The 18995-nt window shown below is 59.8% G+C and carries 17 protein-coding genes; 15 read left to right on the forward strand and 2 right to left on the reverse strand.

Annotation, left to right across the window (positions count from 1 at the left end; genetic code table 11):
• Window positions 1–26 precede the first annotated feature (26 nt).
• The 15 genes from N4A58_RS19305 (at window position 27) to N4A58_RS19375 (ending at window position 16835) form a co-directional block, all read left to right on the forward strand.
• Window positions 27–446 carry a PaaI family thioesterase gene (locus N4A58_RS19305; protein WP_293712794.1) on the forward strand — a complete coding sequence of 140 codons (420 nt, stop codon included), beginning with the start codon at window positions 27–29 and terminating at the stop codon, window positions 444–446.
• Between the two features lie 82 nt (window positions 447–528).
• Window positions 529–1230 (forward strand): 7-cyano-7-deazaguanine synthase QueC, encoded by a 702-nt coding sequence (gene queC, locus N4A58_RS19310; RefSeq protein ID WP_293712796.1) that lies wholly within the window; start codon window positions 529–531, stop codon window positions 1228–1230.
• The gene (queD, locus tag N4A58_RS19315) at window positions 1230–1583 is read left to right on the forward strand and encodes a 6-carboxytetrahydropterin synthase QueD (RefSeq protein WP_293712798.1); all 354 of its coding nucleotides are present in this window, start codon (window positions 1230–1232) and stop codon (window positions 1581–1583) included. The genes queC and queD overlap by 1 nt, the downstream gene beginning before the upstream one ends.
• Window positions 1580–2287 carry a 7-carboxy-7-deazaguanine synthase QueE gene (queE, locus tag N4A58_RS19320; RefSeq protein ID WP_293712800.1) on the forward strand — a complete coding sequence of 236 codons (708 nt, stop codon included), beginning with the start codon at window positions 1580–1582 and terminating at the stop codon, window positions 2285–2287. Before queD ends, queE begins: the two co-directional genes overlap by 4 nt.
• Before the next feature lie 15 nt (window positions 2288–2302).
• Window positions 2303–2767 carry a preQ(1) synthase gene (queF, locus tag N4A58_RS19325; protein WP_293712801.1) on the forward strand — a complete coding sequence of 155 codons (465 nt, stop codon included), beginning with the start codon at window positions 2303–2305 and terminating at the stop codon, window positions 2765–2767.
• 211 nt (window positions 2768–2978) lie between these two features.
• A complete protein-coding gene (locus N4A58_RS19330) occupies window positions 2979–4625 on the forward strand; it encodes a BCCT family transporter (RefSeq protein WP_293712803.1) in 1647 nt (548 codons plus the stop codon).
• Between the two features lie 230 nt (window positions 4626–4855).
• Window positions 4856–6361 (forward strand): hypothetical protein, encoded by a 1506-nt coding sequence (locus N4A58_RS19335; RefSeq protein ID WP_293712805.1) that lies wholly within the window; start codon window positions 4856–4858, stop codon window positions 6359–6361.
• Window positions 6362–6504: 143 nt separating this feature from the next.
• Window positions 6505–7941: a lipid II flippase MurJ gene (locus N4A58_RS19340; RefSeq protein WP_293712807.1), complete on the forward strand. Its 1437-nt coding sequence runs from the start codon at window positions 6505–6507 to the stop codon at window positions 7939–7941.
• Between the two features lie 18 nt (window positions 7942–7959).
• Window positions 7960–9291: a hypothetical protein gene (locus N4A58_RS19345; protein WP_293712809.1), complete on the forward strand. Its 1332-nt coding sequence runs from the start codon at window positions 7960–7962 to the stop codon at window positions 9289–9291.
• An 86-nt stretch (window positions 9292–9377) separates the two neighbouring features.
• Window positions 9378–10985, forward strand: a complete 1608-nt coding sequence (locus tag N4A58_RS19350) for a hypothetical protein (protein WP_293712811.1) — start codon at window positions 9378–9380, stop codon at window positions 10983–10985.
• Between the two features lie 274 nt (window positions 10986–11259).
• The gene (locus N4A58_RS19355; protein WP_293712813.1) at window positions 11260–12180 is read left to right on the forward strand and encodes a polysaccharide deacetylase family protein; all 921 of its coding nucleotides are present in this window, start codon (window positions 11260–11262) and stop codon (window positions 12178–12180) included.
• Window positions 12177–13565, forward strand: coding sequence for an O-antigen ligase (locus tag N4A58_RS19360; RefSeq protein WP_293712815.1), 1389 nt, complete (start codon window positions 12177–12179; stop codon window positions 13563–13565). The genes N4A58_RS19355 and N4A58_RS19360 overlap by 4 nt, the downstream gene beginning before the upstream one ends.
• A complete protein-coding gene (locus N4A58_RS19365) occupies window positions 13562–14770 on the forward strand; it encodes a glycosyltransferase family 4 protein (protein ID WP_293712817.1) in 1209 nt (402 codons plus the stop codon). The genes N4A58_RS19360 and N4A58_RS19365 overlap by 4 nt, the downstream gene beginning before the upstream one ends.
• Window positions 14771–14776: 6 nt before the next feature.
• On the forward strand, window positions 14777–15922 hold the full coding sequence (locus tag N4A58_RS19370) for a glycosyltransferase family 2 protein (protein WP_293712819.1): 1146 nt from the start codon (window positions 14777–14779) through the stop codon (window positions 15920–15922).
• 4 nt (window positions 15923–15926) lie between these two features.
• Window positions 15927–16835 carry a sulfotransferase gene (locus N4A58_RS19375; RefSeq protein WP_293712821.1) on the forward strand — a complete coding sequence of 303 codons (909 nt, stop codon included), beginning with the start codon at window positions 15927–15929 and terminating at the stop codon, window positions 16833–16835.
• On the opposite strand, the gene N4A58_RS19380 is transcribed toward N4A58_RS19375, so the two are convergent.
• A complete protein-coding gene (locus N4A58_RS19380) occupies window positions 16829–17887 on the reverse strand; it encodes a hypothetical protein (RefSeq protein ID WP_293712823.1) in 1059 nt (352 codons plus the stop codon). The two genes, N4A58_RS19375 and N4A58_RS19380, sit on opposite strands and share 7 nt — an antisense overlap.
• 17 nt (window positions 17888–17904) lie before the next feature.
• Window positions 17905–18993 carry a glycosyltransferase gene (locus tag N4A58_RS19385; RefSeq protein WP_293712825.1) on the reverse strand — a complete coding sequence of 363 codons (1089 nt, stop codon included), beginning with the start codon at window positions 18991–18993 and terminating at the stop codon, window positions 17905–17907.
• Between the last annotated feature and the right edge of the window lie 2 nt (window positions 18994–18995).

Here is an 18995-nt window from a genome sequence, read left to right on the forward strand (position 1 = left end):
GTAATCGGGCCGAAGGGGAGTGTGGTATGGATTTCACAAAAATCGAGGCACGTATCAGGGCCAGCTTTGCGCAGCAGTCAATGATGCACACCATTGGCGCTGAGCTGGCCGAGATCGCAGAGGGCAGCGTCACAATCACGGCCCCTGTGTCCGAAGGGGTCCAGCAGCAACAGGGTTTTGCCCACGGCGGGATGCTGTTCAGCATTGCGGACAGCGCGGCGGGTTATGCCGCCTTGACCGTGTTGCCAGAGGATGCAGAGGTCATGTCGGTCGAGGTGAAGATCAACTTCCTTGCCCCCGGATCGGGCCAGCTCGAGGCCATTGGACGTGTGATCAAACCGGGCCGGAGGCTGGTGGTCGTGGCGGCGGATGTCTGGTCTGTGGACAACGGCAAACGCAGGCATGTGGCGATCTTGCAGGGCACGATGATCCCTGTCGGGGCGTAAGGCTTGCCAAAATGGGCGATCAGTCGTAGACGCACGCCCAACCGGTCGCAGCCTACCCGGTACATCAAAACAAGGGACACTGATGAAAACGATTGTAATCTGCTCGGGCGGACTGGATTCCGTATCCCTCGCCCACATGGTCGCCGATCAGCACGAGCTGACACGACTGGTGTCGTTCGACTATGGTCAACGCCACCGCAAAGAACTGGACTATGCTGCCCTTGCCGCGACACGGCTTGGGGTTCCCCATGACATCATCGACATGCGGACCATTGGCGCGGCGCTGACAGGTTCGGCCCTGACCGATGATATCGACGTGCCCGATGGCCACTACGCCGAAGAAACCATGAAGATCACCGTGGTCCCGAACCGCAACGCGATCATGCTGGCCATCGCCTTTGGCGTGGCGGCGGCGAATGGGGATCAGGCCGTGGCTACAGCGGTGCACGGCGGGGACCACTTTATCTACCCCGATTGCCGCCTTGCCTTTACCGAGGCGTTCAATACCATGCAAAAGGCCGCTCTGGACGGGTATGCGGACGTGTCGCTGTACACGCCGTTTGTGCACCGGACCAAGGCCGACATCGTGACCGAAGGCGCCAAGCACAACACCCCCTTTGCCGAGACATGGTCCTGCTACAAGGGCGGCGCGCACCACTGCGGGCGCTGCGGCACCTGCGTGGAGCGTCGCGAGGCCTTCCATCTGGCGGGCATTGCGGATCCCACGGTCTATGACGATCCCGATTTCTGGCAGGCCGCCATTTCAGCACACGAGGGCAAGTGATGTTCCGTATCAGCAAAGAATTCCACTTCTCGGCCTCGCACCAGCTGGCGCATCTGCCCGATGATCATCAGTGCGCGCGTCTGCACGGTCACAACTACATCGTGGTTGTCGAACTGTCGGCGGCAGAGCTGAACAGCGATGGCTTTGTGCGTGATTACCACGAGCTCAAGCCGCTCAAGACATACATCGATGATGTGTTCGACCACCGTCACTTGAACGATGTGATGAACGTGCCTTCGACCGCCGAGAATATGTCCAAGCATTTCTACGACTGGTGCAAGGCGCGCTGGCCCGAAGTGACCGCCGTCAAGGTCAGCGAGACGCCGAAGACTTGGGCTGAATATCGGCCATGACCCTGCGCATCGTCGAAATTTTCGGCCCAACGATCCAAGGCGAAGGCGCCTTGATCGGGGAGCCGACGGTATTCGTTCGCGCGGGCGGGTGTGACTACCGGTGCAGCTGGTGTGACAGTCTGCACGCGGTGGACAGCGCCTATCGTGACACGTGGAAACCGATGTCTGCCGAACAGGTGTTCGCGCAGGTCGAAGAGCTGTCGGGTGGCCAGCCTCTGACCATCAGCATCAGTGGCGGCAATCCCGCGATTCAGGACTTTGGCCAACTCATCGCGATGGGCAAGGCCAAGGGATATCGCTTTGCCTGTGAAACCCAAGGGTCGATTAGCCGCCCTTGGTTCGAGGATCTGGACACATTGGTTCTGTCACCCAAACCCGCCAGCAGCGGCGAGACTGTAGACTGGGACGCCTTTGACGCTTGTGTAGAGGCAGGGCAGGGCGCGGGCCAGACCGTGATGAAGATCGTCGTCTTCGACGATGTAGATTACGCTTGGGCCAAGGACGCGCACGCCAGACATCCCGATCTGCCGCTCTATCTGCAACCTGGTAATCCCGAAGTGGACCCCGACCTGCCTGTGGACCCGCAGGCGCTGGCCGACCGTTTGCTTTGGCTGACCGAGACAACCATGGCGGACCGCTGGTTCGCCCCCCGCATTCTGCCGCAACTGCATGTCCTGATCTGGGGCAACAAGCGCGGCGTCTGAACAGGACCGAACGACATGACCGACAGCATCTACAGCAATCTCAAGCAGCTTGGCGGCGCGACCGTCATGCCCCAGTCCCCCGAAGAGGCAGAGCTGGAGCGTGTGCAGAACCCCCAAGCCGACGTTCTGTACAACGTGCGTTTCACCGCGCCCGAATTCACCTCGCTGTGTCCGATGACGGGCCAGCCCGACTTCGCGCACCTGATGATCGACTACGTTCCCGGTGAGTGGCTGGTCGAAAGCAAATCATTGAAGCTGTTCCTTGGCTCGTTTCGCAATCACGGTGCGTTCCACGAGGATTGCACGATCAGCATCGCGCGCCGTCTGGCGGATTTCCTAGATCCGGAGTGGCTGCGGATCGGCGGCTACTGGTACCCGCGCGGCGGCATTCCGATCGATGTGCATTACCAAACCGGACCCATCCCCGATGGCGTCTGGATCCCTGACCAAGGCGTACCCCCCTACCGCGGCCGCGGCTAAGGGTATTGAGCCAGCCCCTGCCTAAAAAGGCGGGGGTTTTCTTTTGCTGCCGGAAAAAATCAAATTTTTATCGGCGGTTAGCGAACTGTTATCAATCAGGAAATCGTGATCGGCGGGAACCTGCTGTCCGAAGGGCGGGAACCAACGCCTCTGATACTCGTTAGTGGGGCTAGAACTAAAAAGTAACCGTGCAAACGGAGGGTCCAACCCAATGAGTAGCAAGATGCAGCAACACCAGCTGCTTTTCTTTCCCAAAGTCCATAAACGCGTGTTTCCGATCTCAGCATTGCTGATCGTTGGTTTCATTATTTTTGGCGCATTTTTCAATGAGCAGGCGAATGCACTGTTCGGTGGCATCCAGACATGGTTCGCAGACACCCTCGGGTGGGCGATGATCATCGAGGTGAACATCTTTGTCATCGCGACGATCTATTTGGCGTTCGGCAAGTTCGGGGATATCCGCCTCGGGCGGATGACCGAGAAACCGGCCTACGATCTGTTCAGCTGGACGGCCATGCTGTTTTCTGCTGGCATCGGGATTGGTCTGATTTATTGGGGTGTGGCCGAGCCGCTCTATCACTATTTCGCGCCACCGATGGGGGACCCCGAAACCGAGGCAGCAGCCAAGCAGGCCATGGTGATTTCTTTCCTGCACTGGGGATTCCACGGCTGGGCGATCTACGCGATTGTTGCGCTGGCGCTGGCCTATTTCCACTTCCGCAAGGGGCTGCCGCTGACCATCCGGTCCGCACTGTACCCGCTGCTGGGTGATAAGATTTACGGTCCTTGGGGTGACGCGGTCGATATTCTGGCGGTCTTTGGTACCATGTTCGGTATCGTGACGTCGCTGGGACTGGGCGCGATGCAGATCAACTCTGGTTTGGGTGAAGTCTTTGGCATCGGTCAGTCGGTGACTGTGCAGATCATCATCATTGCCCTGATTACTCTGGCCGCGACCATCTCGGTTGTGGCGGGTCTGGATGGCGGCATCAAACGTCTGTCGAACCTGAATGTTAGCTTCAGCCTGTTGTTCCTACTGTTCCTGCTGATCGTTGGCCCAACCGTTTTCATCTTTGACCTGTTCGTTCAGAGCTACGGGGACTATCTGGCGAACTTCATCTCGTGGGCGACATGGACCGAGGCGTATACCGCAGACGGCACCTGGCAGAACGGCTGGACTATCTTCTACTGGGCATGGTGGATTAGCTGGAGCCCCTTTGTCGGTGTGTTCGTTGCCCGTATTTCGCGTGGCCGTACCATCCGTGAGTTCCTGCTGGGGGTGATGCTGCTGCCGACTTCAATCATGTTCTTCTGGTTTTCGGCCTTTGGCGGCACGGCGTTGAACATCTCGCTTGGTGGCGACCCGGCGCTGGTGGACGCCACCCGTAACAGCTATGGCGACGCGATGTTCGCCCTGCTGCAGTACTTGCCGGGGACCGAGATCCTGTCGGGTCTGACCATCATCCTGATCGTGCTTTGGTTCGTGACGTCGTCGGACTCGGGTTCCTTTGTGATCGACATGCTGACTGCCGGTGGTGATCCGAACCCGCCCAAGGTTCAGCGCATCTTCTGGGCCGTAACCGAAGGCGCCGTCGCATCGGTTCTGCTGGTCGCAGGCGGTCTGAACGCCCTGCAAGCGGCAGCGGTCGTGGCCGGCTTCCCCTTTGCGGTGGTGTGTATGCTGATCCTGATCGGTCTGGTCAAAGCCCTGCGCTGGGACACGCTGATCATGTATCGCCACAACCAAGTTTACCGGAACGACGAAGAGGCAGATCACGCCATGCCGCCCGAGCTCCCTGGTGAACTCTACGGGGCAGAGCCGACCGTCGGCGATGCGGCCTCTCAGCCTGCGGAATAAGGCGCGCGAAACAAAGAACACCAAAGGCCCCGATCGTTTCCGGTCGGGGCCTTTTTCGTGTCTCACAATGATCCCATGCCCTGAACAGGTAGTCCAATGGCTGTCTCCAATTGGCCCCATGGATAGCTGAGCGCCGCGCTCTGCGTCAGGTATTCTGAGTCGTTGAACACAACTCGGGGTTTCAAGGCATGGCATCGCTTGGGCGGCAGGCACGGCAGGGACGGGGGATCATGGCGGCAGTATGTGCTGCCATGATGATGACTGTGTCGGGTGCCAAGGTGGCCCAAGCGCTGGAAATCCTGCCAGAGCTGCGCGTGGAGGCCGATGATCTGACCGCCGCTGAACGTGGCGATCCCGCGCGGCTGCAAGTGTCGTTGTCCGAGCGCCCACGGTCCGAAGTCACCTTGCTGGCCTACGGGGATGCCGAATGCCGCGTCACGCCGACCAAGCTGGTTTTCCGGCCGCGCAATTGGTCGCGACCACAGACTTTGACCGTCACCGCCATTCCCGATGCCGCGCCAGAGGGCCCCCACAGCTGCCAGCCCACAGTCCGGTTGGAGACCCGAGATCGGAAGTTCAAGGCCGCAGCGGCTGCGCTGCCAAAGGTGGCTGTCCACGATGATCTGGTTGACCGAGTTGCCGACCGTTTGGCTGCAATCCTGCGGAAGGATTTTTCAACGACGCTCGTGGTGCAGCAGTCCGCGCTGGACGGCATGCTGACCGAAGCGCTAAACCGTCTGAAGCGTGGCCGGTACGGGTTGCGCTGCGGTGAGACGTCGCCTTTCGATCTGGCAGGCCAGGTCGAGGTCAAAGAGACCAAGCGCGGAGTGAGCGGGACCTTTGGTGATGCGGTCTATCATTGCCGCACGTCCCAACGCCGGATCAGTTCTGGACGCTTTGCTTTGTCCACCTCTGATACTTTGGGGCGCCAGTCGATGCTCAGCTATCGGCACCAGCGAGAGCAGCAATCCAGCAGGACCCTGCGCGGGTTCTTTCTGGGTGGGTACGGCAGCGAGACAGCGGTTGAAAAACTTGGGACGGGCACGATCACTGGCGCTGGTGCACAAGGCGGCTTCTACGGCGCAGAGCGTTTCCGCAAGGTGCTGATGCTCAGCTACTACGCGGCTGCTGCCGCGGGGCGGCACAGTTATGATCTGGAGTTTGCCCAAACCGGCGGAGAGATTGGTACCCGTGGTGCCTACTCCTATGGCGCAGGTCTAGCAGGAATTGCCCTGTCTGGTCAGCGCGCAGCGGGCCCAACGATTTTGCACCCCAAAGCGGGCATGCACATGGCTTACGGGCAGGTTGGCGACACAGATGTTCAGGCCGATCGTGCTGGGCTCGATGTCTCTGGTACCGTTGACATCCCCAACTACAAAGGTCTGCGCAGCGCGCTTGAGCTTGGGGTCGAGTATGCGCGGCCAGCGCCCCATGGAAACGGGTGGGACCGATCGCTTTGGCTCGCTCCCAAGGCGCAGTGCCTGTCCGATGTGCTACAAGGCGATCTGGACTGCGGCAGTGGCCTGAGTGTGACCTACGAGGTGGCCCACAGCGTAAGCGGGACCTCCTATAGCGTCACTGTCGATGCCGAAGCAGACCGTAAAACGCGCCGTCGGTCGATTGCGTTGGCCCAAGTCCAAGGGCTTGGCGAAAACGCGGGCGAGGCGCGGGCGTTCTTGGCCTTGGACGATCAAGCGAAGCCTGTCTATGGCTACGAGCTCAGCCTCGATTTCTGAATAATCGCCACAAAATCGGCCCAATTTCCGTATTTATGAAATGGTTAACGTGTAATCTTAAGTGTCGTTTTGTGGAGTTGCCGGTGTCGAGCGCGTTTTCCAAGTCAACTGCGTCCGCAGTCCTGCGCAGCAGGGGCTAATTTATGCGGTCAGGGGCCTCTCAGTTTCTGGCGCAGCTCATTGGGCTGGGGCTGGCAGTCGCGATCTCGGTTGCGATCAGCCACGGACTTGGCGCGTCGGCAGAGGCGGACGCCTTTTTACTTGGCCGCCGACTGGTCACGGGGCTGCAAGAGGTCTTGGTTCAAGTTCTAACACTGGTGTTTCTGCCGATGGTCGCAATGCGCGCGGGCAAAGCGGCTTTGCTGCGTTTGGGCTTTAGGGTTGCGGCTGCTGGTCTGCTGATTGCTTTGGCGTTCGCCGCACTGTCTGGCCCGATCGTCGCCGCCATCGCACCAGAGATGCAGGGCGAGGCCGCAGCCATGGCCCGCCGCGTGATTGTTGTTTTGTCCGGCTCTCTGCCCCTCGCCTTGGTCGGCGTTTTGATGGGGGCGGCGTTAAACCTGAGCGGGCGTTTCGGCTGGCCCGCCTTGGCGAGGCTGGCGCCGCGGGCCATGGTCCTTGGGGTTTTTCTCGCCGGGCTTGGCGCGTCCCAAAGCGTCATGTGGGCAGCTGTAGGCTTTGTGGCCGGAAATGCCGTGGCGCTCTTGATGATGCTGCCCTTGGTTCGACCGGTAGAGGCCCCGAAATCGCAGGTCGCGCCCCATGTCGGCGCTGCTCTTTTGCTGGTGGCAGGCGCGCAGGGGTCACTGTGGCTGGAGACGGCGCTGGCGGCGCGCGCGGGTGTTGGTGGCATTACACTATTGGAGATGGGGCAACGCGTGGCGGCGCTGCTGGGAAATACACTGGCCCTCGCGCTTGTGATGCCTGCATTCGCCAAGTGGACCGCGCGGCCTGATGAGCGCACCGGTCGACACTTCTGGAAACTGGCGGCGGCAGGGACGGCGCTTCTGGTTTTGGCGCAGGGCCTGCTCATGATCCTAGCACCACGCATTGTGGCGAATGTGTTGGGCCAAGGCGCATTGGGGGCAGAGGGTCAAGAGGCCTTGTTGCCAGTGATCTGGATCCTTGCTCTTGCGCCCTTTGCGACGCTGCTCTCGCGACTTTTAGTGGTCTGGCGGATCACAGGCGCGGGTGGGCATCTGGGACAGGTTGGCTTGGCCGTTGTGGTGGATCTGTGCGTGCGTTCCATCCTTGGGCTGACGTTGTTGCCGGCGATTGGCGTGCAAGCGGTTGCGTTGGGAATGGTTCTAGGGCCACTGGCATCGGCCGCTGTTCTAGGCGCGTTGTCTCGGCGGGATCTTTGTGGCGAAGGCGTCGGGTTTCTGCCTGTCCTTGGTAGTATGATGGGACTGGCGGCGGGTGTCGTAGTGATGTGGGCCGCTCCGATGGTTTTCCCATGGTTTGCAGAGCAGTCTATCGTCTCGACCCTCGCATCGACAAGCCTGAGCGGCGTTTCTGCCTTAGGTGTCTTCATGATGTGGATCCGTTGGCGCGGTCTTGTTTGGGTGTTCAGGTTTTAAGGGGTGCAAAGGATGTGGATGCGCGGGATATCTGTGTGCTTGGCGGCGTGGCTTGCGGGGCCGGTTTGCGCAGACGGGCTGGACTTGAGCGAACCTGCGCCCTTGCAAGCACCTGCGCTTGGGCTGGCTTTTCCAGGCAATCAGCCGCAGTTTTATGATCTTCTGCGCGATGCTGGCATGTCTTGGGCGCGGATCAGCGCGTCTTGGCGGCGGATCGGGCGCGAGAATGGCAGCTTGTCTTTTGCCGATTTGGATCGGCGTGTGGCGGGACTTCAGGCTGTGGGCGTGCACCCCTTTATCACCTTTGAAAGTGACGCGGATTGGGCGACCGATCCGGCAACCCATAGGGTGAAAAACGCAACGCCGACTGACATGACAGCGTGGGCTGCGTTCATCACGGCTGTGGTCGAGCGCTACGACGGGGACGGCCACGCCGATATGCCCGGTCTGCGCGCACCTGTGCGGATGTGGCAGGCGGCGAATGAGTATGTCAGCGACACCAACGCCTCTGGCGGTTGGGCAGGCAGCAACGCGGACCTGTTGATCTATGTGAATGCGGCCCACGACGCGGTCAAAGCCGCCGACCCAGCGGCGCAGTTTGTGCTGGGGGGAACAGCGGCTTTTGTCATGGACGTCGCTTTGGTCAATCAGGGTTACGCGGACTGGACTGTTCGGCAATTCTGGCAGGACGGCTCCGAACTGGTTTATGCACCAGACAAGTCCAGAGGGCCTGAAGTCACTGCTTTGGTTGAAGACCGCCTGAAATTCATTCTGCAAAGCGCGCGTTACGATATCGCGGACATTCATCTGTATGGACCCGAAGATAGGGACGGGGGCCGGATCGCGGCGCTAACGGCTTGGTCCGGTGGCAAGCCCTTGCTGTCGTCTGAATGCGGGGGACCCAATCTTGACTATGGCGACAGTTATTCGCCCCAAGCCCACTTCATGGCGGTGATTGAACGTAACCTGAATGTCTTGGCCGAGGGCGGTTTGGCGTGTTTGTGGTTCGGTTTGGGCGAAGAAATGGTGACGACCACCGGCAATGCCCGCGTACCGCTTTATGACATGGACCGACAGCCAAAACCGGGCGTTTATGCCTATCGGCTGTTGTCTCGACTACTGCCAAAGGGTGCAAGTGTACGGCAGATCGCGGGTGGTTGGCAGATTGACGGACCAGAGGGTGAGCAGGTGCAGATTTTTCGCAAGGGTGGTGCTGCGGACAGTGAAATCACCCATTGCGTGCCAGAGGTGCGGCTGGATCGTGTCCTGAAGGCAACGAATGCTGTTAACTGTGCTAACAGTATTCTTGTTTTCAAGGGCGATCTGGGTAGAGATATTCTGAACGAATAAAGGGCAAAGCCCACTTACCAGCTGGAGAGCAGCCAATGCTGGACCACTACCGGGACCTACTCCGCTTATACAAGCGGGCTATTATTGTGAGCATGATTTGCGCGGCGATGCTGGCGTGGGGTGGCAGCACTTTGCTGCTGAAAACCTCGCCTGCGTACAAGTCGACGGTGACGCTGAACATGCAGCCGTCCGAAGAAGAACTGGCATTCAACCGTACCTTTATGGGGGTCAGTCAGTTTAATCCGGCGACCATCATCACTCAGACCCACATTGAGGTGCTGCTCAGTCGTCCTGTGGCCGAACGCACGCTGGACATTCTGCTGGCCGAAGCTGACGCGGATGCAGGCCTGCCGGAGCCGGGCCTTTTTGATAAGTTCAAAGGGTTCCTGTGGCGGACTTATGCACGCTTGAACTACGGCAAATTCGTCGAAGCGACCGAGCGGATGCAGATGATCAATCTGGTGCGCGAGTCCGTCGAAGTCGAGTTTGTCGAAGGGTCTTACATCCTGAACCTAACCGCGAAATCGGAGTTCCCAAATCTGGCCGCGCGTATCGCCAACGCCTATGCGCAGGCATATGTGGATCTGACGCGTCAGGAGTTTTCGAGCGGGGCGACCAAGCTGGCCGATCTGGTGCGGAACCTGAAGGAAGAGCGCGAAGAAGAACTGCGCGAACTTCTGATCGAGCGGGAGCGCGTGCGAGAGGAGTTGAACATCAACGACCTCTGGCAGGAAGCGGACGTGCTACTGCTAGCTCGTAGCGCCACGCAGCAGGATATCGACGAAGATGTCATCGAGTTGGAGCTTCGCAAGAGCGAGCTGGCTAATCTGAAAGAGCAACTGGATGGTGGGCGCGCCTCTCAACCGGTCGCTCGTTTGGAGGAAGAAATCCGCCAGCGCGAAGCACGTTTGAAACTGCGTCGTCAGGCCTTGGCCCGCACGGACCGCCAGCTGTCTGAGCAGGCTGAGAAAGAGCGCAGCCTGAAACAGCTAGAGGCGCGGTATCAGGCGGTCCAACTGGATCTGGATGAACTGCGGGACCGTCTGGTCAATCTGGAAATGAGCGAGGCCACGATCCTGTCTCAGGTCCAGTTGATCAATCCGGCGACGCCCGCGCTGTATCCATCGTTCCCCAAGGTGTTCGTGAACACCATTCTGGCGACCATCGTTGGAGCGCTGGCTATGATCATGCCGATCATTCTGATCGACGTGGTCGGCATGCGGGTGCGAACCTATTCGGACCTGCAGGCGATTTTGGGCGGGCATGCTTTGCCCTCGGCCCGAAAGGGGATGGAACGGCCGGGCATTGCCCGTTGGCGCAGGGGGCGGATGTCTGGCCTAAGCCGAGAGTTCCGCAACTTCTCTGAACAATTCGGGCGGCGGATGAGCACTGAAGATCTGTGGACCAAAGAGCACATCTTTGTCACCGGCTTCTTGCCGTACGAGGAGATCAAGCGCCTGCGCGATGTGGTCGCCATGGCGGTCGAGCATTCGAACCCGCGCCGCATGGGCGAAGCGCCTTATGTCATCACTGCGATTGCGCCTGTTGCTTCGGTTCAGGACTGGGACGAGTTGCCGGATGGGGCAATTGTGCTGGGTGTGCCGCCAGCGCAGGTCGATGCGCTGGAGATCCGCGAATTGCAGCGCGTGGGGCAGGATAATCCGCGCAAACCCTTTATGCTGATTTGGAACTGATCCCGTGATCGACCGGCAGACCCGACGCAAACAGGCCTGGCAGCACGCAAGTCTTGCAGTGCTGCTTGGTGTTCTGGTGTCTCTGGGTTTGGCAGTGTTTGGGGGCGGGTGGTTCGCGGCTTTACCAATCGCGGCCGCTGTTTTGTTTGCCGGTAGTCGCCTTCACCAGCGCGGGGCCGTGCCGGTGATCGTATACCATAGTATCTCAGAGCAACCGGACTGGCTGCCTTGGGGCAAGAATACCTCTGTACGGCCTGACGTGTTTGAGCGGCACATGAAGATTCTAGTGCGTCGGGGTTGGACCGTCTATTCGACCGAGGCCTTTCAATCGGCACGGGCCCGCGGTCTGACGTTGCCAGACAAGAGTGTCATGGTTCATTTCGACGATGGCTATCTGGACAACTGGGTCGCGGCGGTTCCAATTCTGCGCCGGTATGGCGTGCCTGCGACGATCTTTGTCTCTACTGATTTCATAGACCCCTCACAGGCGCCGAGGCCGACGGTAGAGGACGGGGCAACCGAATGGCGCGGCTATATGAACGCGGCAGAATTGCGTGCGCTCGAGGCTGATCCGTTGATCGAGCTTGCATGCCACGGGGCGGATCACGCTCGGGTGCCCGTCACTGACCATGAAGTGGACCGGCTGACGGCAGAGAACTGGCGGTATCACGCCCCGCTTTTTTGGCGCGACGCTGAAAATAAATCGCGCTGGTTCGCAGCGAAGCAACCGCCGGCAGAGCTCGGAACGAGCATTTACCAGAGCGACTCTGCGCTGACTTCGACGATGTGGGGCGCTGAAGGCACCGAGAGCCAAACGGACTGCGACGCCCGCGTTCGCGCGAACCTGATCCGCGCGCGCCATGCGCTGCGCGATCTGCTGGGACGAGAGATCGATTTTCTCTGCTGGCCTTATGATCGCGTTACGAACAAGGCCGCGTCGATCGCCCGTGAAGTCGGCTTCCAGACCCTGACCGGAGGGCGCGCCGAAAACCGCGAGGGCGAGGACCCATGGCTTTTGTCCCGCACTCACATCAATGACTTTGCGGCAGGGTCTGCCTCTGACTGGGTCGAAGATTTGGTGTTTCGAGCCAAATTGGGCGTCGCTGCGGGCCACTATTGGTGGATGCCTGTGACAGCATGGGCGCGCCGCCGCAGGGCCAAACATGTGCCCGCGCCGCAGGGGCCAGGCGCATGAATAGCCGGACAAAATCGCTCTGGAGCGATCTGGGGATCGGGGCGCTTGCCGGATGTTTTGCTGCGCTGATTGCTCTGGCCTTTGCGATCCTAGAGCATCCCGAACTGGCTTTGATTTTGCCAGTGGCCGCTGTGATTGGCCTTGGCTTTGCGTCAAACCCCTTTGTGGGAGTTTGCGCTTTGCTCTTTTTTGCGCAACTCGACGGTATTCAGGACAAGATTTTCCCCGGTGACGGGTTCAAGCTGATGACTCTGGGAACAATCATCGGCGTGATCGTCACGGCGTTTCGCCATCGCGGCATGGTCAAAGATGCCCTGATGCAGCCCATCGCAATCATGGGCATGCTACTGGGGTTGGCGATGATCGTCAGTGCCTTTGGGGCGGAATCCAAGGCTATGGCCGCGAACAGTCTACGGCGCTTGTTGGCGATGATCATCTTTATGTACCTGATCATCATTCTGGTGAACACACGTGCGCGCTTTGAGAAGGCGCTGATGATCCTTGCGCTGACATCCTTGATCTCGGGTGTGATCCTGATCCTTGATGTGAAGTTGGGGATGACGCTGATTTCGACTTCTGACGCAGCGACCACAGCCAGAACTTCCGAAGGGGTCGAGCGGTCCTCTGGCGCATCCCAGTACAATCCAACCACAGCGGCGACGATGATGCTGACGGGTGTGATTATCGCGCTGGTCATGTATATTGAGCAGGACAAGTACAAACGCTTCTATCTGGCAGCGGCGGGCATCGGGACCTTGGCGCTGATTTTCAGTTTCGCGCGATCCTCTTTCATTGTTTACACCATCACTGGATTGGCGCTGGCCTATCGCTATCGGCAGCACCATTTGATTGTGCCCGCGATGGTGATCGGCGGCATGGTTTTGCTGATCATGATGCCCTTCTTGCCCGCCAGCTATTTCGAGCGGATCGCTTCGATCTTTGGCGGGGGCGGGGATTGGACGCTCGGGCGGCGGATGACCTACAACGTGATCGGACTAAACCTGTTGACCGAAAATCCCCTGTTTGGCGTCGGGCCCGGTAACTTCAAAAAACACTTCGTAGATTCCGCCTATCGCTACTTGCCCGGCCGGACGATGTATGGGCGGCAGCTGCACAACATGCATCTGTCAATCATGGTTGAATACGGTTTGGTGGGGGCGACGTTCTTTTACGGGATGATGATCTCGGCGTTTCGCGGCGCACGCCAAGTGATGCGCAGCCCGGCCGACAGCAACATCGGATTTCTTGCGACCGCGTATTTCTATGGGCTTTTGGCCTATATGCTGGTCAGCGTGTTTGTCCCGAATGAGTACAACAAATACACGTGGATCATGCTGGGGCTTGGCGCGGCCTTGCCCCGCGTGAACCGCAAGGAGGTCCTATGAAGATCTGGGCCATCGTCAGTGATTTCCCCAAGGTGACCGAGACCTTTGCTCTCGCCAATGTGCAAGCGTTCCGACGGGCGGGGCATCAAGCCGACGTGTTTCATATCAAACCCTTTCGCAGCGGCGAGATTGTCCACCCAGAGGCCCAAGACATCGTCGATGCAGCCAAACATCTGGGCTACGTGACACCTCGGACTTTGGCCTTGGCGATGCTGGGGTGTCTGCGGAGCCCCGTGCAGACGATGCGCGTGATCCGGCGGATTTTTGGGGCGTTTCGCACGCAGCCAAAGCATTTGGGGATCTCCTTGATGCTGGTGCCGCAGGCGCTGGCGATGGGGCAGATGGCACGGCGCGCGGGCGTAGATCGGCTATATGCAGAGTTCGCGGGGTACCCTGCGACCGTGGCGTGGATTGCGTCGCGGACCAGCGGGATTCCTTTTGGCTTTTCCGCCCATGCTCACGACATCTTCATCACCCAAGGGCTGCTGGACGTGAAAGCGCGAAGGGCGACCTATGTTCGGACAATTTCGGAGTTCAATCGCCGGTTTCTGGTTCAGAAGGCGGGCGTGCCCCAAGACAAGGTGCATGTGATCCGCTGCGGGGTGTCGCCAGACCGCGCAGACTGTGACTTGCCAAGGCCGCCGAGCGGGGCGGAGCCCTTTCACATCCTGTTCGTTGGCGCGCTCTTGCCGCGCAAGGGTGTGGATGTGTTGCTGCGCGCGCTTGCTCATTTGCCGAAATCCCTGACTTGGACGCTCCAGATCATTGGTGGCGGTTCGCAGGACGCAGCATTGCGACAGCTGGCGCTAAGTTTGCCCGAGGGACGCGTGACCTTTGATGGGCCACAGCCGTCGGACAAGGTCCGGCAAGCGATGTCTGGTGCCCATCTGGTGGTCGTCCCGTCGGTCGAGGGTGCTGCGGGGCGGTCCGAAGGCATCCCCGTAGTTCTGATGGAGGCAATGGCGCAGGGCCGCCCCGTGATCGCCTCGCGCCTGTCGGGCATTCCCGAGTTGGTCGAGGATGGGCATACGGGGCGCTTGGTCCCGCCTGGGGACGTGCAGGCCTTGGCCACGCGGATCGAACATGTGCTGTCCAATTACGAGGCCACGTTGCGGATGGCCGCCGCAGGTCAGGCGCGTGTGCGCAGCCACTACAATATCGACCAAAACGCTGCCGAGTTGCTGGCGCTGATCAAAGGAGCCTGACCGCGTATGGAATTTGTGTTTTGGGCCGCTGTTGTGTTTCTGGCCTATGTCATTTTCGGCTATGGACTGGTTTTGCAGGTACTTGCGAAACTGGTGCCTGCGCGCCCTTTGCCTGCGATGTGCGAGGCGCAGCGCGTGGATATCTTGATCCCTGCCTATAACGAATCCGCCTGTATCACGGACAAGATCCGCAATACGCTGGCCCTGCGCAATCCGGATGGTCACGCGGTTCAGATCACCGTTGTGGATGACGGCTCGACTGACGGCACGGCTGATATTGTGCGGGCATTGGGTCTGCCCGAGGTGCGTTTGATCGAGACGCCGGGGCGGTTGGGCAAATTGGCTGCGATGAACCTCGTGGTGCCGCAGCTGACCGGAGAGATCGTCGTCTTTACTGATGCGAATGCGATGCTGGCGCCCAACAGTTTGATGGCGCTGGTCCGGCCGTTTGCCGATCCCGAGGTGGGCGGTGTGTGTGGCCAGATCAGCGTGGACGCGAAGAAAGCCGGTCAGATCGGAAAGGCCGAAGCACTATTCTGGCGCTATGACCAAGCCATGAAAGCCGCCGAGGCGCGCTTGGGCGGCGTGTGCTCTGCCCAAGGATCGATCTATGCCATGCGGCGGGCGTTGGTGCCTGACGTCCCCCCCGGCGCGGCGGATGATTTCTACATCTCGGTCGCCGCAGTTGAGGCGGGTTTCCGGCTGGAATTCGCGCCAGAGGCGCTGACCCAAGAAGTTGTCACCGAGAGGGCGGGCCAAGAGATGGGCCGCCGCGTGCGCTCGACCGAAATGGGTTGGAGGGCGCTGATGCGGTATCGTGCCCTGATGAACCCGTTTCGGACTGGTTGGTACGGCTGGCAATTGCTCTCGCACAAGGGGCTGCGACGCATGGCGCCCTTTGCTTTGATCGTGATCTTCATCTCGAACCTTTTCTTGATCCCCGAGGGATGGTTCTATGCTCTGAGTGGTCTGTTGCAGATCGCCGGTTATGCGCTGGTTGCATTGGCATGGGCAGTGCCCACGGTGCGCAAACTGCCTTTGGTCGGCACGGCGATGTTCTTTGTGATGGGCAATCTGGCGATGCTCTTGGGGCTGCTGCAGTATTGGCAGGGGCGAGAAAGCTCGCTTTGGACACCAGTAAGAGAGGGATAACGGGGTGACACCGATCTTTGTTCTGGGCTTGCAACGATCTGGCACAACGTGGATGGCGAACCAGCTGTCTGCGCTGCCGTCCGTCGCGGCAGTCGAAGCGTCGGATCATCGCGGTGTCCACGAAAGCATCTACTTCTCTCATTTCGCGCGGGCGTTCGGGCCGTGGTCGCGGCTGGAAAGCCGTGTGAAATTCGCGCAGGCCTTCGTGCTGTCGGATTATGGACAGCTGCTGGGGCTGACGCCAGAATTGTTGGCAGTCGATATCCATAATGCCAAGGGGTACGCCGATCTGTTCCGGATCGTCATGGACCGGCATGCACGGGCACAAGGTGCAACGGCTTGGGTCGAGAAATCACCCCATCACACGCTGATGTATGGCCGTTTGGCGCGGAATTTTCCGGATGCAAAGTTCGTGTTGGTGCATCGGCGGACCGAGGGCATGATCCTATCGCGCTTGTCAGGGTTTGGGCGTACGCCATCTACTGGCTTAAAGCGGGCCGCTGATATAGCGCGAGCTGCAGTCGTGAATACACTCTACGGCCGATACCTGAAGCGGCTGTCGCGCAAGAAAAACTGCTTTTTCCTGCGGTATGAGGAGTTGCATACCGACGACGGGGCACTGCGAACGGCGCTCTTGGGTTTTCTTGGGGTCAAAGGACAGGCCGAGGATATGGAAAGCCAGTATCAGGCCAACACCAGTTTTGACCGTGCGCCGCGCCGGCCCCTGAGCCGGATGGATCTGACGGTCATGGTCACGGCAGAAATACTGGCCCATGCCGTGCCGTTGTCGTTGCTCGTTTTGGCGCACCGCGTGCGCGGTGCAATGCGGGGGATCGATTGGCCCGATTGGTGCTGGAAACGCACGGGATATCACCCCGACCTGTATCAAGTCAGGGCGTCAGGCGATCAGTAGTCCTGATCGCTGTCTGCGCGGGTGAAGTACCAGTGCTTGTGCAAGCACGGCATTTTCGCATTCATCTGATTGTCCGCAGCATGAAGCTGTAGCAAGGTCATCGGCTTATTATGCACGAAGCCAAGCGATTTCAGCCCTTGCACCGGCCACGCACATTCAGGGAGCTGCAAGATCGCTTGTTCTGCGCCTTGGCGTTCCAGCATTCCTTTGGCTGCGCGCACCAGCAGGGCAAAGGACCGCTCGTCCCCGCTTTCGGTAAAGATGTCGACGATCAGACCGTTGGTGCGGTCGTCTTTTTCTTCCAGTCGGGTGACTACGTAGCCGCGCAGGGTTTCGCCTTGCCACAGGGCCAGCGTGTCATAGCTGTGCAGCGGAAACTCGTGGAAACGCCAATTCAGGTAGTCGGAATCGCGGGCCAGCGTCATGCGATAGCCATACCGTGCACGGTTCCACAGATCGTTAAACGCCGTGCCAAAGTGGAGCACGTTCGTGATCCGCTCATCTTCGCGTAGGGAAGGCGTGTTGCGGAAGGCCATGGCACTGGCCATCCGGTAGCCCGCATCGACGGCCCCTGCGACGGGCGAAGGCAGGCCCTTGCGGCGGGATAGCATTTTGCCCGGTCGGAGAGGGGCAAAGTAGTTCCGCAGCATCACTTCGCCGGTCATACCGAGCTTGCGATAAAGATTAGCGATCTCGTCGTTTGCGGGCATGCCGCCGTAGTAGGGACCTTGGTTAAAGAAGCTACGAACGATTGGCAGGCCAGCGCCGCGATGGCGGGGGTCCACACCAACAGCCACGGGCCACCACGATTGGGACTCTTTGCCTTCGATCCACAGAGTGTGGGGCAGGATCAGGCAGGCCCCGACCATTGAGCCATCTTTCTGTGTGCCGCGGCCAAAGGTACGGGCACCGGTCGGGTCTGGCTTCTTGAATAGCCAGTCCCAAGCGACTGCTTTGCGGGCGGCGCTTTCGGCGCAAAAGACATTGCGCATCAGGGTCACGAAGTCGTCGCGGCGGGTGTTGTCAAACTCGAACATTGCAGGGCGGGACATACGGGCGGCTCCTTCGGTTACTGGCAAGCTAAGGTGAACAGGGTTTCGTGCGCGCGAATGGATGCGCCCGAGTGGTAGCGTTGGGCCATGGCCTGCCCGCGTGTGCGATAGGTCTGGCTGCGTGCTGTGTCGGTGGTCATCGCAAGAATTTCGCTCGCGATGTCTTCGGGACGGTCGGATCGAACGAGGGCGCCGCTTTCGCCATTCTCCAGCAAATGCGGGGGGCCAAAGGGGCAGTCCACGCTCAGGACGGGAAGTCCAGCGGCCATCGCTTCGATAATCGCATTGCCAAGCCCTTCGACTCGCGAAGTACACAGGAACATGTCTGCATCGGCCAAGGCCTGCGGGATGTCGCGATTCAGGCCGGGCAGTTTGATCGCGTGCTCTAGGCCATACACCTTGATCTGTGTCTCGAGTTGCATGCGGCAGGGGCCTTCGCCGTGGATGGTCAGGCGCAGATCCGCGTTATGGGCGTAGGCGTGGGCAAAGGCATCAATCATCAGATCAAAGCGCTTTTCCTCGGCCAGACGACCAACACTCACCAAACGGGTTAGGCGGCGTTGCTTGGTGGGCAGATCGGCAATGCGATCCACCACAGGATTGGGTAGGCACGTAAACTGAGGCACGCGCTTGCCCAAAATCGAAAGATGTTCTTCGCCGATCTGGGGTAGGGGGGCCACCAGCGCCGATGCGGTCGGATACAGGGCACGCATAAGGCCGATCCGGATCTGGCGGGCTTTGGCTTGTCCCAGAAATCCGCTCAGTGGTGTGTGCTCTGAAATGATCGCCCGAGTGGACGCTCCGGACAGACGCAGCGCGGCCAGAACCATCAAGTTTCCTGCGTTGGTTGCGGTGTAGGTCAGGTCAAACCGCTCTTTGCGCAGGATCTTGGCAAGCCGCAGAACGGCACGGCTGGCACGGGCATTCCCAAGGTCGCGGCATTCGACGTCAGCTGGGATTTGGTCCAGAAGCGCGCCTTGGCTCGACTGGAGGATCAGAATGAGCTGAAACCGGGTGCGGTCCAAAGAGGTGAGAAGACGAAGGACGACCTGTTCGGCGCCGCCCATGCGGAAGTGGGGCAGAATGAATGCGATGCGCTGTACCATAC

Origin of the sequence: Donghicola sp., assembly GCF_025210255.1 — a bacterium.
Lineage (GTDB): Bacteria > Pseudomonadota > Alphaproteobacteria > Rhodobacterales > Rhodobacteraceae > Donghicola > Donghicola eburneus.

What these genes read in the sequence shown, in the direction of transcription:
- N4A58_RS19380 (WP_293712823.1), bottom strand. Translation starts at nt 17,887, where the DNA reads ATGTCCCGCCCTGCAATGTTCGAGTTTGACAACACCCGCCGCGACGAC.
- queC (WP_293712796.1), top strand. Translation starts at nt 529, where the DNA reads ATGAAAACGATTGTAATCTGCTCGGGCGGACTGGATTCCGTATCCCTC.
- N4A58_RS19330 (WP_293712803.1), top strand. Translation starts at nt 2,979, where the DNA reads ATGAGTAGCAAGATGCAGCAACACCAGCTGCTTTTCTTTCCCAAAGTC.
- N4A58_RS19340 (WP_293712807.1), top strand. Translation starts at nt 6,505, where the DNA reads ATGCGGTCAGGGGCCTCTCAGTTTCTGGCGCAGCTCATTGGGCTGGGG.
- N4A58_RS19345 (WP_293712809.1), top strand. Translation starts at nt 7,960, where the DNA reads ATGCGCGGGATATCTGTGTGCTTGGCGGCGTGGCTTGCGGGGCCGGTT.
- N4A58_RS19365 (WP_293712817.1), top strand. Translation starts at nt 13,562, where the DNA reads ATGAAGATCTGGGCCATCGTCAGTGATTTCCCCAAGGTGACCGAGACC.
- queD (WP_293712798.1), top strand. Translation starts at nt 1,230, where the DNA reads ATGTTCCGTATCAGCAAAGAATTCCACTTCTCGGCCTCGCACCAGCTG.
- N4A58_RS19370 (WP_293712819.1), top strand. Translation starts at nt 14,777, where the DNA reads ATGGAATTTGTGTTTTGGGCCGCTGTTGTGTTTCTGGCCTATGTCATT.
- N4A58_RS19385 (WP_293712825.1), bottom strand. Translation starts at nt 18,993, where the DNA reads ATGGTACAGCGCATCGCATTCATTCTGCCCCACTTCCGCATGGGCGGC.
- N4A58_RS19305 (WP_293712794.1), top strand. Translation starts at nt 27, where the DNA reads ATGGATTTCACAAAAATCGAGGCACGTATCAGGGCCAGCTTTGCGCAG.
- queE (WP_293712800.1), top strand. Translation starts at nt 1,580, where the DNA reads ATGACCCTGCGCATCGTCGAAATTTTCGGCCCAACGATCCAAGGCGAA.
- N4A58_RS19335 (WP_293712805.1), top strand. Translation starts at nt 4,856, where the DNA reads ATGGCGGCAGTATGTGCTGCCATGATGATGACTGTGTCGGGTGCCAAG.
- N4A58_RS19360 (WP_293712815.1), top strand. Translation starts at nt 12,177, where the DNA reads ATGAATAGCCGGACAAAATCGCTCTGGAGCGATCTGGGGATCGGGGCG.
- N4A58_RS19355 (WP_293712813.1), top strand. Translation starts at nt 11,260, where the DNA reads ATGAAGATTCTAGTGCGTCGGGGTTGGACCGTCTATTCGACCGAGGCC.
- queF (WP_293712801.1), top strand. Translation starts at nt 2,303, where the DNA reads ATGACCGACAGCATCTACAGCAATCTCAAGCAGCTTGGCGGCGCGACC.